This is a genomic window from Pseudomonas sp. PB3P13, assembly GCF_054897735.1.
Genome location: NZ_CM142702.1, coordinates 4,446,976 through 4,460,190, shown reverse-complemented (window position 1 = coordinate 4,460,190; position 13,215 = coordinate 4,446,976). Strand labels below are relative to the sequence as shown.

Sequence of the window (13,215 nt, the reverse complement as noted above, 5' to 3'; positions counted from 1 at the left end):
CTATGAACTCCAGTCGACCTTATCTGGTCCGCGCGCTCTACGAGTGGATTGTGGATAACGATTGCACCCCGCACATGCTGGTCAATTCCGAATATCCGTCGGTACAGGTGCCGCAGGGCTTCGCCAGCGACGGACAGATTGTCTTGAACGTATCGCCGGCCGCTGTGCGTCATTTGCACATGGACAACGAGGCGGTCAGCTTCGAAGGCCGCTTCGGTGGCGTACCGCATACGTTGTACGTGCCTATCGCATCGATCCTGGGTATCTACGCCCGGGAGAATGGTCAGGGCATGGTGTTTGATCTGGAAGTGCCCATGGACGGCGCGGAAGAGATCGAGCCTGACGATGATGTTCCGCCGCCCGACAGCGAGCCGCCGCGTCCCAGCGGTCGGCCGAGTTTGAAGGTGGTGAAGTAATAAAAAAAGGCGATCCGAAAGGATCGCCTTTTTTATTGCTTTGTGTAGGAGCGAGCTTGCTCGCGAAAAGCCTGAGAGCGCCGCAGGGTGTCACGGCGTGCCGATCGTTGACGACCTTCGCGAGCAAGCTAGCTCCTACAAAGGCTTATTAATCGATGTACTCAAACAACTTCACAATCTTCTGCACGCCGGAAACACCTTGCACCAGATTGGTCGCTTGCGCCGCTTCCTGTTTGGTCAGCAAACCCAGCAGATAAACGATGCCGTTTTCAGTGATCACCTTGATGCGCGAGCCCGGAATGCTCGGATCGGTCAGCATCTGCGTCTTGATCTTGGAGGTCAGCCAAGTGTCGTTCTGGCGGGCGAGGAAGCCGGAGGGTGGTAGCACTTGCAGTTCGTTGTGGACCTTCTTCACTCGCTGAACCGAGGCTGCGGCCTGTTCGGCCTTGGCTTTGAGGTCTGCACGCGGCGTCTGACCGGCCAGCAGCACCACGCCGTTGAAACTGGTGACGACGATGTGCGAGTCGTCGTCCAGCGCCGGGTCAGCCTTGGCTATGTTCACGCCGGCTTTGGTTTCGATCAGAGAATCATCGATCTTGCTGCCGAAAGTGCGGGTGCCGCGGTCGTCATCGATCGGCGCTTCGCGGCTGGCGTTAACCACCGAGGTGCAGCCGCTGATACCGAGGCACAGGGTCAAGGCCATCAGGCCTAGGCGATTAGGGGTCATTCTTCACTCCCGAACAGTTGGCTGTCGATCAAATCGCAGAGGCAATGGATCGCCAGCAGGTGGACTTCCTGAATACGTGCAGTGACGTTGGCCGGGACGCGAATCTCGACGTCCTCGGGCAATAGCAGGGACGCCATGCCGCCACCGTCACGACCCGTCATTGCTACGACAATCATTTCGCGATCATGTGCGGCCTGGATTGCCTGAATTATGTTCGCCGAGTTGCCGCTGGTGGAAATCGCCAGCAAGACATCCCCCGGCTGGCCCAGTGCGCGGATCTGCTTGGAGAAAATTTCGTTATAGCTGTAATCGTTGGCGATCGAGGTGATCGTCGAGCTGTCAGTGGTCAACGCAATAGCGGGCAGGCTAGGGCGTTCGCGCTCGAAGCGGTTGAGCAGCTCGGAGGAAAAATGCTGGGCGTCGCCAGCAGAGCCGCCGTTGCCGCAGGAAAGCATTTTGCCCTCGTTGAGCAGGGCGTTGACCATCACCTGGCTGGCTTGCTCGATGTGCGGTGCAAGTACTTCCATCGCCTGTTGCTTGGTGTCGATACTGGCCTGAAAAAGCTGGCGAATTCGCGATTGCATGTCCATCTGTGTGACCTTAATTAGCGCGGCTACCTGGCACATGAATGTGCAGCCCGCAAAGCAAAGAGCAAAAGTGTAAGGTGAAGGTGCACGCTTCGGAACGCACGCGATCAGCTGTCGAAGGCATTCTGCAGCCAGTTCAACTGATCGAGGTTGCTGTCGATGGCAACCACGTCGAAACGGCAGGGGGAGTTGGCCCAACGCGATTCGCGCTGAAGAAAATACTGCGCGGCAACAATCAGTTTTTGCCGTTTGCGCGCATCAACGCTGTCGAGCGCGCCACCCCATTGAGTGTTTTTTCTGTAGCGGACTTCGACGAATACTACTGTATCGCCATCAAGCATGACCAGATCAAGCTCGCCGCGTTTGCACAACCAGTTCTGCGCCAGCAGGCGCAGGCCGTGTTGTTGCAGATGCTCGAGCGCGTGGCGCTCGGCATCCTTGCCGCTTTGTTGGCGTGACGGGTCAGGCATCAGCGCGGCGTATCCGGCAGGCGTTGGACCTGACCGTTGATGAACTGCGCCCATGGCAACTGGCGATCCACGCGTTGACTTTGAGTCATGCCGAGGCTGCCCGATTGACCTTCGATGCGGCTGTCCGGCAAGGTCTTCAGCTGCCCCAGACGTGGCGCCAGACGGTAGGCGTCAACGCCCATGGCATACAGGCGTCCCAGGCTGCCAGCGGCTTGCGGCCACTGAGCAGTGACTTGCTGGCGCAACGGATCAGTGGAGTCAAGCAACCACGGCGTTTCGCAGAAGCGCACACCGTTCATGTCGTTGTATTGATTCTGGTCGCCACTGGCGCTGAACACGTGGGATGTCGCGTAAACCGGCACGTCCCCTGCGTATTGGAAATTCAGCGTTGGTTTGATTTGCTGAGCCTGCTGCGGCGTGGCAGCGAGGAAAATGAATTCGATGTCCTGACGGCGCGACGGTTGAGCGGCGACCTGCGAACCTACAGTGCTTTGCAGGCTCTTGGCCCGACCTTCGCTCTGACGCAGCTGAAACATATCGGCAATCTGCTGGGCCAGCTGCACCGGCTGATCGACGCGTTCCGTGGCAACGATGCTGCCGCCGTTGGCCTGCCAGTCCTGGCTGAACGCTTTCATTACGCGATCGCCCCATTCACCTTTGGGCACCATGATTGCGGCGCGCTGCAGACCGTCGGCGCGGGCGCGGCGGGACACTTCGCGGGCTTCGTCTTCAGCCGCCAGACCAAACTGGAACAGCTGCGTCGGACCTTGATCACCTTCGCTGTAGTTGAGCGCCAGTGTGGTGATCGGCAATTGCGGGCGAGCGCTGAGCTGTTTGACCAACGGCTTTTCCAGCGGTCCGACGACCATCTGCACGCCATCCGCCTGGGCCTTGCGATAGAACTCGTCCAGTGAAGTCAGACGCGAACTGTCGTAGAACTCGATGGCTGGCGGTTTCTGGCCGGCTTGTTCAGCCTGATAGTGTGCAGCCATGAAGCCTTCGCGCAGCGCCCGACCGACTGACGCCAATTGACCCTCCTGCGGCAGCAGCAGCGCAATCTTGGTCAGCGGTTGGCTGGCCAGCTGTTTGAGTTGGGTCAGAGGCAGTGGCAGTTGAACGGCCGCCGGATGTTTAGGATTCTGTGCACGCCAGGCGTCAATCGCGGCTTGTTGCTGCTCCAGTGTTCCGGCAGTTTTTACCCCCAGCGCCAGGCTCATCCAGCCACCGAGGTCATCGGTGGTGGTGGGCTGCAGCTGATCGGCCGGCAACGAAGCGATCAGGGTCCAGATTGCCTCGTGATTTTTGCCGGCGGCTTCACCTTCGAGCATCGGTGCAATGAAAATGCGTTCCTTGGCAGCCGCCAGTGTCTGGCCATCGGCTTCCAGCGCGCGGGCGCGGACAGTGCCGGTGCGAACCTGCTGCTCGACCGACAGCTGCGACAAGTGTTGCAGGCTTGGATGAGTGAGTGCAGTCAGCGCCGCCTTCGGCTGATTGCGTGCCATGGCCAGCTCCGCCGCCAGCGTACTGGCAAAAACCTGAGGCCCCGGCTTGAGTTGCTCGACGGGAACCTGCTGGAGTATTTGCGCCGACCGGCCGGCATCGCCCTGGTGCAAAGCCAGATCGGCAGCGCTCAGGCGCAACAGCGCGGCTTGTTCCGGCGATTTGCTTTTGGCCGCCTGATCGAGCAGTTGCTCGATGCTGGCATCCGGGGTTCGTGGAAGTTCGCCAAGGCTGGAAGAGGGCGAGCTGGCGCAAGCCGCCAGCAAGGCAGCGAGGCAGAGGGCAGTGAACAGCCGCAGGCAAGCGATCATGTAGTGTTCCCGATACTCGATCAAATTAGCGTGGAATTGTACCCAAGCACTGGCCGGGGCGCGATGTTAGTGGCGTGAAACGATCAATTTAGCTCGTGAAAATGTTGCAGTGCCGCATGGAAGTCTGAAAAGCCGAGGGTTGCTTGCAGGTATCGCGGCAGCCGCGACGCGCTACAATGTCGGCTTTGTCCGATCATGAGGTGTGCGCTTTGACTGCTCCAGGTGCTTTGAATTCCGCTGCTGGCTCGCTTTATGTGGTGGCGACGCCCATCGGTAACCTGGACGATATCAGTGCCCGTGCGCTGAAAATCCTGCGCGACGTCGCGTTGATCGCTGCTGAAGACACTCGTCACTCCCAGCGCCTGATGCAGCATTTCGGTATTGCGACGCCGCTGGCAGCTTGTCATGAACACAATGAACGAGATGAAGGCAGCCGCTTCGTCACACGCTTGCTGGCGGGCGATGATGTGGCGCTGATCTCCGACGCCGGCACGCCGCTAATCTCCGACCCGGGCTATCACCTGGTGCGCCAGGCGCGAGCTGCGGGTATCAATGTCGTCCCGGTGCCGGGCGCCTGTGCATTGATTGCGGCGTTGTCTGCCGCGGGTCTGCCTTCGGATCGCTTCATATTCGAAGGTTTTTTGCCGGCCAGGTCTGTGGGGCGTCGCGCGCGCCTCGAGCTGGTCAGGGAAGAGCCGCGCACGCTGATTTTCTATGAAGCGCCGCACCGTATTCTGGAGTGTCTGCAGGACATGGAGCTGGTATTCGGCCCGGAACGTCCGGCACTGCTGGCTCGCGAGCTGACCAAGACTTTCGAGACGCTTAAAGGCTTGCCGCTGGCGCAATTGCGCGAGTTCGTCGAGTCGGACAGCAACCAGCAGCGCGGCGAGTGCGTGGTTTTGGTCGCGGGTTGGTCCGCGCCGGAAACCGACGACGCCGTCAGCAGCGAAGCCATGCGCATCCTTGATCTTTTGCTCGAAGAAATGCCACTCAAGCGCGCGGCTGCGTTGGCGGCACAAATTACCGGTGAGCGTAAGAATGTCCTCTATCAGGTCGCGCTGGATAAACAGAAAAGCGAATGAAATCCCGACGTGCCGGAGTGCCAGGCGGCGTTTAGCGCTTGTTCTTCGGGCGCGCTGCCGTTAACCTTCGCGGCGGAGAGTCGATCGGACAGTCGCTGCCCTCTATGAAAATTAGGGGGGGGAGGAAAGTCCGGGCTCCATAGGGCGAAGTGCCAGGTAATGCCTGGGAGGCGTGAGCCTACGGAAAGTGCCACAGAAAATAACCGCCTAAGCGCTTCGGCGCCGGTAAGGGTGAAAAGGTGCGGTAAGAGCGCACCGCACGTCTGGCAACAGTTCGTGGCTAGGTAAACCCCACTTGGAGCAAGACCAAATAGGGTCCCAAGGCGTGGCCCGCGCTGGGACCGGGTAGGTTGCTAAAGATGTCCAGTGATGGCCATCGTAGACGAATGACTGTTCAAGACAGAACCCGGCTTACAGATCGACTCTCCACCTTTTTTCTTCTCTGCTTCACTCAGTTGCAGCGATACGCGTAATTGCAATTTCCCTCCCTGCCGAATCACTGGCAGAAGCGCATTTGTAATACCAAAAAAATCTTACTCTTCACAAACTACTTTAACTTCTGAGTGCAGATCGCTGTACTGCCTCAAGTTATTGCCCCGATTTACCCGTCAAAATGTCGATACCCCTTCTGATACACGTCTAAATCTCAGTTCTATAAGGCTTTTCCTTCTATCCGCGCCTTGACGGTGCGGTAGCCGCATTCCTATAGTGTGCGCAAGTGGCGGAAAGTGGCATGAAGTGGGTTTTTTGAACGTAAAACGCTAATATTTGGAGAAGCGCTGACGTGTTTCGCGGAGCCAACGCAATTAGTCTCGATGCAAAGGGCCGTCTCGCTATGCCGAGCCGGTACCGTGACGAGCTCGTTTCGCGTAGTTCCGGTCAGCTGATCGTGACCATTGACGCTGTTGATCCGTGTTTGTGTGTTTACCCCCTCGATGAGTGGGAAATTATTGAAACCAAACTGCGCGCACTGCCTTCGCTTCGCGAGGAGAACCGCCGCTTGCAACGTTTGCTGATCGGTAACGCTGTCGACCTCGAACTCGATGGCAGTGGCCGTTTTCTGGTTCCACCGCGTCTGCGTGAATATGCCAAATTGGACAAGCGCGCGATGCTGGTTGGCCAACTGAACAAGTTCCAATTGTGGGACGAGGATGCCTGGGATGCGGTTTCTGCCGCTGACCTCGCTGCCATTCAACAACCGGGCGCCATGCCTGATGAACTGCGTGATTTGATCCTGTGACTATTGATAGCGGCTTTAACCACATCACCGTACTGCTTGACGAAGCCGTCGAGGCTCTCGCCGTACGTGCTGATGGCTGCTATCTGGATGGCACGTTCGGGCGCGGCGGACACAGCCGGTTGATCCTCAGCCAGCTCGGTCCCGATGGTCGCTTGCTCGGATTCGATAAAGATCCTCAAGCGATTGCCACCGGGCAAACGCTAGCGGCCGAAGACGGCCGCTTTGTCGTTGTGCAGCGCAGCTTTGCCGAGCTGGGTTCGGAAGTGGCCGAGCGCGGCCTGGCCGGCAAAGTCAGCGGCATTCTCCTCGATCTGGGCGTGTCCTCCCCGCAGCTGGACGATCCTGAACGCGGCTTCAGTTTCCTTAACGACGGCCCGCTGGACATGCGCATGGATCCGTCCCGTGGCATCAGCGCTGCCGAATTCGTCAACACTGCGCCGGTGGAAGAAATCGCCCGGGTGTTCAAGGAATACGGCGAAGAACGCTTTTCCGGGCGCATGGCCCGTGCCGTCGCCGAGCGTCGCGACATCAAGCCGTTCGAGCGCACTGGCGACCTCGCCGAAGTTCTCAAAGTAGCCAACCCCGCCTGGGAAAAGGGCAAGAACCCGGCCACCCGTGCGTTCCAAGGCCTGCGCATTCACGTCAACAATGAACTGGGCGACCTGGAAGCCGGCCTGGAAGCCGCGCTGGAATGCCTGGAGATCGGCGGTCGACTGGTGGTGATCAGCTTCCACTCGCTGGAAGACCGCATCGTCAAATTGTTCATGCGTAAACTGGTAAAAGGAGAAGCCGACAACCTGCCGCGCAACCTGCCGGTGCGTCACGTCGCCTTCGAGCCAAAAATCAAAGTCCATGGCAAAGCGCAGTCCGCCTCCGAGGCCGAACTCAAAGCCAACCCACGCTCCCGTAGCGCCGTCATGCGCGTCGCGGAGAAGTTGCGGTGAGCAAATTGTTCGCCAAGCCACTTCCTGGCGGAAGCTTTCTCATGCTGCTGTTGTTCGTCGGCGTGCTCGTTTCGGCCATCGGCGTGTCGTATAGCGCGCACTGGAATCGTCAGCTGTTGAACTCGCTGTACAACGAATTGAGCGTGCGCGACAAGGCGCAGGCTGAATGGGGTCGGTTGATTCTCGAACAGAGCACCTGGACCGCCCACAGCCGTATCGAAGTCCTGGCCACCGAACAACTGAAGATGCGCATTCCCGGCGCCGCTGAAGTGCAGATGGTGGCGCCATGATGAAACTCGAAGGCGCACTCTTTCCATGGCGGTTCCGCCTCGTGGTGGGTTTGCTCGGCGTCATGGTCGCGGCGATCTGCTGGCGGATCATCGACCTGCAAGTGGTCGACCGCGCCTTTCTCAAAGGTCAGGGCGATGCGCGCAGCGTGCGTCACATTCCGATTCCCGCTCACCGTGGTCTGATCACTGACCGCAATGGTGAGCCGTTGGCTGTGAGTACTCCGGTCACCACCCTGTGGGCGAACGCGAAGGAAATGCAACAGGCCAAAGAGAAGTGGCCAGCACTGGCGGCGGCCTTGGGCCAGGACCCCAAAGCACTGTCCGAGCGACTGCTCGCGCAGGCCAACAAGGAATTCATTTACCTGGTGCGCGGGCTCACCCCCGAGCAGGGCCAGTCTGTGCTCGATCTGAAAGTGCCGGGCGTTTATGGCATCGAAGAATTTCGGCGTTTCTATCCGGCCGGCGAAGTGACCGCTCACATGGTCGGTTTCACCGACATCGACGATCATGGACGCGAAGGTGTCGAACTGGCCTATGACGAATGGCTCGCCGGTGTCCCGGGCAAACGCCAGGTCATCAAGGATCGGCGCGGTCGGCTCATCAAAGACGTGCAGGTCACCAAAAACGCCAAGGCCGGCAAGCCCTTGGCGTTATCGATTGACCTGCGCCTGCAATATCTGGCCAACCGTGAATTGCGTAATGCGATCATCGAGAACGGCGCCAAGGCCGGCAGCCTGGTGATCATGGACGTCAAGACCGGCGAGATCCTGGCCATGGTCAACCAGCCGACCTACAACCCGAACAACCGCCGCAACCTGCAGCCGGCGATGATGCGTAACCGCGCCATGATCGACGTGTTCGAGCCGGGTTCGACCATGAAAGCGATTTCCATGAGTGCTGCGATCGAAACCGGCCGCTGGAAACCGACCGACACCGTCGAGGTTTACCCGGGCACCTTGCAGATCGGCAAGTACACCATCAAGGACGTCTCGAAGAGTGAAGGGCCGGTGCTCGACCTGACCGGTATTCTGATCAATTCCAGTAACGTCGGCATGAGTAAGGTCGCGTTCGATATTGGCGGTGAGACGATCTTCCGCCTTGCGCAAAAAGTCGGCCTCGGGCAGGACACCGGTCTCGGTTTTCCGGGGGAGCGCGTCGGCAACCTGCCGAACTATCGCGAGTGGCGCAAGGCTGAAACCGCCACGCTGTCTTACGGTTACGGTATTTCCGTGACCGCGATTCAGCTGGTTCATGCCTTCTCTGCCTTGGCCAACAACGGTCGCCTCGCGCCGTTGACCCTGATCAAAACCGACAAGATCCCGCAGTCTGCCGAAGTACTGCCTGAGGCAGTGGCCAAGACCATGCAGACCATGCTGCAGCAAGTGATCGAAGCACCGCGCGGTGTGTTCCGTGCCCAGGTGCCGGCTTATCACGTCGGCGGCAAGTCGGGTACTGCGCGTAAAACGTCGGTCGGTACCAAAGGTTATGCCGAGAATTCCTACCGTTCGCTGTTCGCCGGTTTCGGCCCGATGAACGATCCGCGATACGCCATTGTGGTGGTGATCGATGAACCGACCAAGGCCGGCTACTACGGTGGCCTGGTTTCCGCACCGGTATTTAGCAAAGTGATGTCCGGGACCTTGCGTCTGATGAACATCACGCCGGATAACCTGCCGCCTGTGCAACAGGCCAACGCAGCACCGGTTGTTCCACTGAAAGCCAATGGAGGGCGCGGCTGATGTCTCTGAGTCTGAACAAGATTTTTGCCCACGCCGGTCGCGATCTGCTGATTCGTGAGCTGACGCTGGACAGTCGCAACGTGCGGGCGGGTGATCTTTTTCTTGCCGTCCCTGGCGGCAAGTTCGACGGTCGTGCGCATATAGCCGATGCCTTGCAGCGCGGTGCTGCCGCGGTGGCTTATGAAGTTGAAGGCGCTACCGTGCTGCCGATCACTGACGTGCCGTTGATTCCGGTGAAGGGGCTGGCGGCGCAGTTGTCTGACATTGCCGGACGTTTCTACGGTGATCCGAGCCGTCATCTGAATCTGGTCGGCGTGACGGGCACCAACGGCAAAACCAGCGTGACGCAGCTTGTTGCGCAGGCACTGGATTTGCTCGGCCAGCATTGCGGAATCGTCGGGACACTGGGCACCGGTTTTTACGGTGCGCTGGAAAGCGGCCTGCACACCACGCCGAACCCGATCGCCGTGCAAGCGACCCTCGCCGACCTGAAAAAGGCTGGCGCCAAAGCCGTGGCGATGGAAGTGTCTTCCCATGGTCTGGATCAGGGCCGCGTCACTGCGCTGGCGTTTGATGTTGCAGTGCTGACCAATCTGTCCCGTGATCACCTCGATTACCACGGCAGCATGCAAGCTTATGGCGAAGCCAAGGCCAAGCTGTTTGCCTGGAATGATTTGAAATGCCGGGTGGTCAATCTGGATGACGCTTTCGGCCGCCAATTGACCGCTGACAAACGTGAATCGCGGCTGATCACTTACAGCCTCGAAGACACCGGCGCCTATCTTTATTGTCGCGACGCGCAGTTCGACGACGAGGGCGTCCGCGCCACGCTGGTCACGCCGCAGGGCCAACACCATTTGCGCAGCACCTTGCTCGGTCGTTTCAACTTGAGCAACGTGCTGGCCGCTATCGGCGCGCTGCTCGGTCTGGATTATGCGCTGGACGAAATTCTCAAGGTGCTGCCAAAACTCGAAGGCCCGGCCGGCCGTATGCAGCGTCTCGGCGGCGGCACTCAGCCTCTGGTTGTGGTGGATTACGCCCATACGCCGGATGCCCTGGAAAAAGTTCTGACAGCCCTGCGCCCGCATGCCAAGGGCCGCTTGCTGTGCCTGTTCGGATGCGGCGGTGATCGCGATCGCGGCAAGCGTCCGCTGATGGCCGAAGTGGTCGAGCGTCTGGCCGATGGCGTACTGGTGACCGATGACAACCCGCGCACCGAAGATCCGGCGGTGATTTTTGACGACATCCGCACGGGTTTCAGCGCTGCAGACAAAGTCGATTTCGTTGCCGGTCGTGGGCCGGCGATTGCCAAACTGATTGCCAGCGCATCGGCGGATGACGTGATCGTGCTGGCCGGCAAAGGCCACGAGGACTATCAGGAAATCAACGGTCAGCGCGAAGCCTTTTCCGATCTGGTCGAGGCTGATCGCGCCTTGACCGCTTGGGAGGTATCCCATGCTTAAGGCCTTACAACTGAGCGAATTGACCGGCGCATTGAATGCCCGCCTGATCGCCGACGACGCTGCTTTCGACGGCGTCAGTATCGACAGCCGTGCGATCATGCCTGGTCAACTCTTCATTGCGCTGACCGGCCCGCGCTTCGACGGTCATGACTATCTGAACGAGGTGGCGAGCAAAGGCGCTGTCGCTGCATTGGTCGAGCGCGAAGTCGCCGACAGCTCGCTGCCGCAACTGCTGGTCAAGGACACCCGTCAGGCCTTGGGTCAACTGGGTGCGATGAATCGTTCGGCTTTTACCAGCCCGGTCGCAGCGATCACCGGTTCCAGCGGCAAGACCACGGTCAAGGAAATGCTCGCAAGCATTCTGCGCACCCGCGGTCCGGTGCTGGCGACGCGTGGCAACCTGAACAACGACCTCGGCGTACCGCTGACATTGCTCGAACTGGCGCCGGAACACACCGCTGCCGTGATCGAACTGGGCGCGTCGCGCCTCGGCGAAATTGCCTACACCGTGGCGATGACCAAACCCCACGTGGCCGTGTTGAATAACGCAGGGACCGCTCATGTTGGCGAGTTCGGCGGGCCGGAAAAAATCGTCGAGGCCAAGGGCGAGATCATTGAAGGGCTGGCGGCCGATGGCGTTGCCGTGCTCAATCTCGACGACAAAGCCTTCGACATCTGGAAAACCCGGGCGGCCGGTCGCAAAGTGCTGACGTTTGCCCTGAGCAATGTCAGCGCCGATTGTTACGCCAGCGACCTGGACCGTGATGCTCGCGGATGTCCGGCGTTCAACCTGCACACGCCTGAAGGTGTGGAGCGCGTTCAACTGAACCTGCTCGGCACTCATAACGTCGCTAACGCCATGGCCGCCGCCGCTGCCGCGCATGCCTTGGGCGTGTCGCTGTTTGGCATTGCCGCCGGGCTTGGCGCCGTGCAACCGGTCAAGGGCCGCACCGTTGCGCAACTGGCCAGCAATGGCCTGCGCGTGATCGATGACACTTACAACGCCAACCCGACCTCCATGTGCGCCGCCGTTGATATACTCGCCGGCTTTTCCGGTCGCACCGTCCTGGTGCTCGGGGATATCGGCGAGTTGGGCGACTGGGCTGAGCAGGGGCACCGCGAAGTGGGCGAATACGCCCGCGACAAGGTATCCGCGCTGTATGCCGTCGGGCCAATGATGATGCACGCCGCCAACGCCTTCGGCCCACAGGCTTTTCACTTCGCCACGCAGGCTGAACTGATCAAGGCGCTGGGCGCCGAGCAGGACACCAATACCACCATTTTGATCAAGGGCTCGCGCAGCGCTGCGATGGAAAACGTCGTCGCCGCTTTGTGCGGGTCTAGCCTGGAGAAACATTAATGCTGCTGCTGCTAGCGGAGTATCTGCAACAGTTCTACAAAGGCTTCGCGGTCTTTCAGTACCTGACCCTGCGCGGGATTCTCGGTGTGCTGACCGCGCTGGTCCTGTCGCTGTGCTACGGCCCGTGGATGATCCGCACCCTGCAGAACCGTCAGATCGGCCAGTCCGTTCGCAATGACGGTCCGCAATCGCACCTGTCCAAATCGGGCACCCCGACCATGGGCGGCGCGCTGATCCTGTCGTCCATCGGCGTCAGCACGTTGCTCTGGGCGGACCTGAGCAATCGTTATGTCTGGACTGTGCTGCTGGTGACCTTGCTGTTCGGTGCCATCGGCTGGGTCGATGACTATCGCAAAGTAATCGAGAAAAACTCCCGCGGCCTTCCGAGCCGCTGGAAGTATTTCTGGCAATCGGTGTTCGGTCTGGGCGCAGCGATCTTCCTTTACATGACGGCCCCTTCAGCGGTCGAAACTACCCTGATCCTGCCGATGCTCAAGGACTACAGCATTCCGCTGGGCGTCGGTTTTGTCATCCTGACCTACTTCGTGATTGTTGGCTCGAGCAACGCGGTCAACCTGACTGACGGCCTCGACGGCCTGGCGATCATGCCGACCGTGATGGTTGGCGGCGGCCTGGGGATTTTCTGCTACCTGTCCGGTAACGTGAAATTCGCCGAATACCTGCTGATTCCGTATGTCCCGGGCGCGGGTGAGCTGATCGTTTTCTGCGGCGCGCTGATCGGTGCCGGTCTCGGTTTCCTTTGGTTCAACACCTACCCGGCGCAAGTGTTCATGGGCGATGTCGGCGCACTGGCGCTGGGCGCGGCATTGGGCACCATCGCGGTGATCGTCCGTCAGGAAATCGTCCTGTTCATCATGGGCGGCGTGTTCGTGATGGAAACCCTCTCCGTCGTCATTCAGGTTGCGTCCTTCAAATTGACCGGTCGCCGTGTGTTCCGAATGGCGCCGATTCACCACCACTTTGAACTCAAGGGCTGGCCCGAGCCGCGCGTGATCGTCCGTTTCTGGATCATCACCGTGATTCTCGTACTGGTTGGCCTTGCCACCCTGAAGCTGAGGTAGAACG

13 protein-coding genes and 1 other RNA gene are annotated in these 13,215 nt (G+C 59.7%); 10 read left to right on the top strand and 4 right to left on the bottom strand.

The features are described from left to right. Nucleotides 1-2: 2 nt before the first annotated feature. Nucleotides 3-416: a ClpXP protease specificity-enhancing factor gene (locus ACYZT1_RS20510; protein WP_462016454.1), complete on the top strand. Its 414-nt coding sequence runs from the start codon at nucleotides 3-5 to the stop codon at nucleotides 414-416. 148 nt (nucleotides 417-564) lie between these two features. Here the strand turns inward: ACYZT1_RS20510 and ACYZT1_RS20505 are convergent, their stop codons facing one another. The 4 genes from ACYZT1_RS20505 to ACYZT1_RS20490 form a co-directional block, all read right to left on the bottom strand. Next, nucleotides 565-1,143, bottom strand: coding sequence for a BON domain-containing protein (locus ACYZT1_RS20505; RefSeq protein WP_462016453.1), 579 nt, complete (start codon nucleotides 1,141-1,143; stop codon nucleotides 565-567). Further along, nucleotides 1,140-1,733, bottom strand: coding sequence for a phosphoheptose isomerase (locus tag ACYZT1_RS20500; protein ID WP_028624534.1), 594 nt, complete (start codon nucleotides 1,731-1,733; stop codon nucleotides 1,140-1,142). The genes ACYZT1_RS20505 and ACYZT1_RS20500 overlap by 4 nt, the downstream gene beginning before the upstream one ends. A 104-nt stretch (nucleotides 1,734-1,837) precedes the next feature. Continuing rightward, nucleotides 1,838-2,200: a YraN family protein gene (locus ACYZT1_RS20495; protein WP_462016452.1), complete on the bottom strand. Its 363-nt coding sequence runs from the start codon at nucleotides 2,198-2,200 to the stop codon at nucleotides 1,838-1,840. Beyond that, nucleotides 2,200-4,011, bottom strand: coding sequence for a penicillin-binding protein activator (locus ACYZT1_RS20490; protein ID WP_462016451.1), 1,812 nt, complete (start codon nucleotides 4,009-4,011; stop codon nucleotides 2,200-2,202). The genes ACYZT1_RS20495 and ACYZT1_RS20490 overlap by 1 nt, the downstream gene beginning before the upstream one ends. 176 nt (nucleotides 4,012-4,187) lie before the next feature. On the opposite strand from ACYZT1_RS20490, the gene rsmI reads away from it, so the two are divergent. The 9 genes from rsmI to mraY all read left to right on the top strand — a co-directional run bounded on the left by rsmI (nucleotide 4,188) and on the right by mraY (nucleotide 13,211). Further along, on the top strand, nucleotides 4,188-5,093 hold the full coding sequence (gene rsmI, locus ACYZT1_RS20485; protein WP_462016450.1) for a 16S rRNA (cytidine(1402)-2'-O)-methyltransferase: 906 nt from the start codon (nucleotides 4,188-4,190) through the stop codon (nucleotides 5,091-5,093). Nucleotides 5,094-5,169: 76 nt separating this feature from the next. After that, nucleotides 5,170-5,523: RNase P RNA component class A (rnpB, locus tag ACYZT1_RS20480), an RNA gene on the top strand. A gap of 354 nt (nucleotides 5,524-5,877) precedes the next feature. Then, a complete protein-coding gene (mraZ, locus tag ACYZT1_RS20475; protein WP_008147486.1) occupies nucleotides 5,878-6,333 on the top strand; it encodes a division/cell wall cluster transcriptional repressor MraZ in 456 nt (151 codons plus the stop codon). After that, nucleotides 6,330-7,277 (top strand): 16S rRNA (cytosine(1402)-N(4))-methyltransferase RsmH, encoded by a 948-nt coding sequence (gene rsmH / locus ACYZT1_RS20470; protein WP_462016449.1) that lies wholly within the window; start codon nucleotides 6,330-6,332, stop codon nucleotides 7,275-7,277. Before mraZ ends, rsmH begins: the two co-directional genes overlap by 4 nt. Further along, the gene (gene ftsL / locus ACYZT1_RS20465; RefSeq protein ID WP_427636176.1) at nucleotides 7,274-7,567 is read left to right on the top strand and encodes a cell division protein FtsL; all 294 of its coding nucleotides are present in this window, start codon (nucleotides 7,274-7,276) and stop codon (nucleotides 7,565-7,567) included. The genes rsmH and ftsL overlap by 4 nt, the downstream gene beginning before the upstream one ends. Further along, nucleotides 7,567-9,306, top strand: a complete 1,740-nt coding sequence (locus ACYZT1_RS20460) for a peptidoglycan D,D-transpeptidase FtsI family protein (protein WP_462019293.1) — start codon at nucleotides 7,567-7,569, stop codon at nucleotides 9,304-9,306. The genes ftsL and ACYZT1_RS20460 overlap by 1 nt, the downstream gene beginning before the upstream one ends. Beyond that, nucleotides 9,306-10,769 carry a UDP-N-acetylmuramoyl-L-alanyl-D-glutamate--2,6-diaminopimelate ligase gene (locus tag ACYZT1_RS20455; protein ID WP_462016448.1) on the top strand — a complete coding sequence of 488 codons (1,464 nt, stop codon included), beginning with the start codon at nucleotides 9,306-9,308 and terminating at the stop codon, nucleotides 10,767-10,769. Before ACYZT1_RS20460 ends, ACYZT1_RS20455 begins: the two co-directional genes overlap by 1 nt. Beyond that, a complete protein-coding gene (locus tag ACYZT1_RS20450) occupies nucleotides 10,762-12,129 on the top strand; it encodes a UDP-N-acetylmuramoyl-tripeptide--D-alanyl-D-alanine ligase (protein WP_462016447.1) in 1,368 nt (455 codons plus the stop codon). The genes ACYZT1_RS20455 and ACYZT1_RS20450 overlap by 8 nt, the downstream gene beginning before the upstream one ends. Continuing rightward, nucleotides 12,129-13,211: a phospho-N-acetylmuramoyl-pentapeptide-transferase gene (mraY, locus tag ACYZT1_RS20445; RefSeq protein WP_462016446.1), complete on the top strand. Its 1,083-nt coding sequence runs from the start codon at nucleotides 12,129-12,131 to the stop codon at nucleotides 13,209-13,211. Before ACYZT1_RS20450 ends, mraY begins: the two co-directional genes overlap by 1 nt. The last annotated feature ends 4 nt before the right edge of the window (nucleotides 13,212-13,215 follow it).

Coding starts and splice junctions, on each gene's coding strand:
- ACYZT1_RS20460 (WP_462019293.1), top strand. CDS start 7,567: ATGAAACTCGAAGGCGCACTCTTTCCATGGCGGTTCCGCCTCGTGGTG.
- ACYZT1_RS20505 (WP_462016453.1), bottom strand. CDS start 1,143: ATGACCCCTAATCGCCTAGGCCTGATGGCCTTGACCCTGTGCCTCGGT.
- mraY (WP_462016446.1), top strand. CDS start 12,129: ATGCTGCTGCTGCTAGCGGAGTATCTGCAACAGTTCTACAAAGGCTTC.
- ACYZT1_RS20455 (WP_462016448.1), top strand. CDS start 9,306: ATGTCTCTGAGTCTGAACAAGATTTTTGCCCACGCCGGTCGCGATCTG.
- ACYZT1_RS20510 (WP_462016454.1), top strand. CDS start 3: ATGAACTCCAGTCGACCTTATCTGGTCCGCGCGCTCTACGAGTGGATT.
- ACYZT1_RS20490 (WP_462016451.1), bottom strand. CDS start 4,011: ATGATCGCTTGCCTGCGGCTGTTCACTGCCCTCTGCCTCGCTGCCTTG.
- rsmI (WP_462016450.1), top strand. CDS start 4,188: ATGTCGGCTTTGTCCGATCATGAGGTGTGCGCTTTGACTGCTCCAGGT.
- ACYZT1_RS20500 (WP_028624534.1), bottom strand. CDS start 1,733: ATGGACATGCAATCGCGAATTCGCCAGCTTTTTCAGGCCAGTATCGAC.
- ACYZT1_RS20495 (WP_462016452.1), bottom strand. CDS start 2,200: ATGCCTGACCCGTCACGCCAACAAAGCGGCAAGGATGCCGAGCGCCAC.
- ACYZT1_RS20450 (WP_462016447.1), top strand. CDS start 10,762: ATGCTTAAGGCCTTACAACTGAGCGAATTGACCGGCGCATTGAATGCC.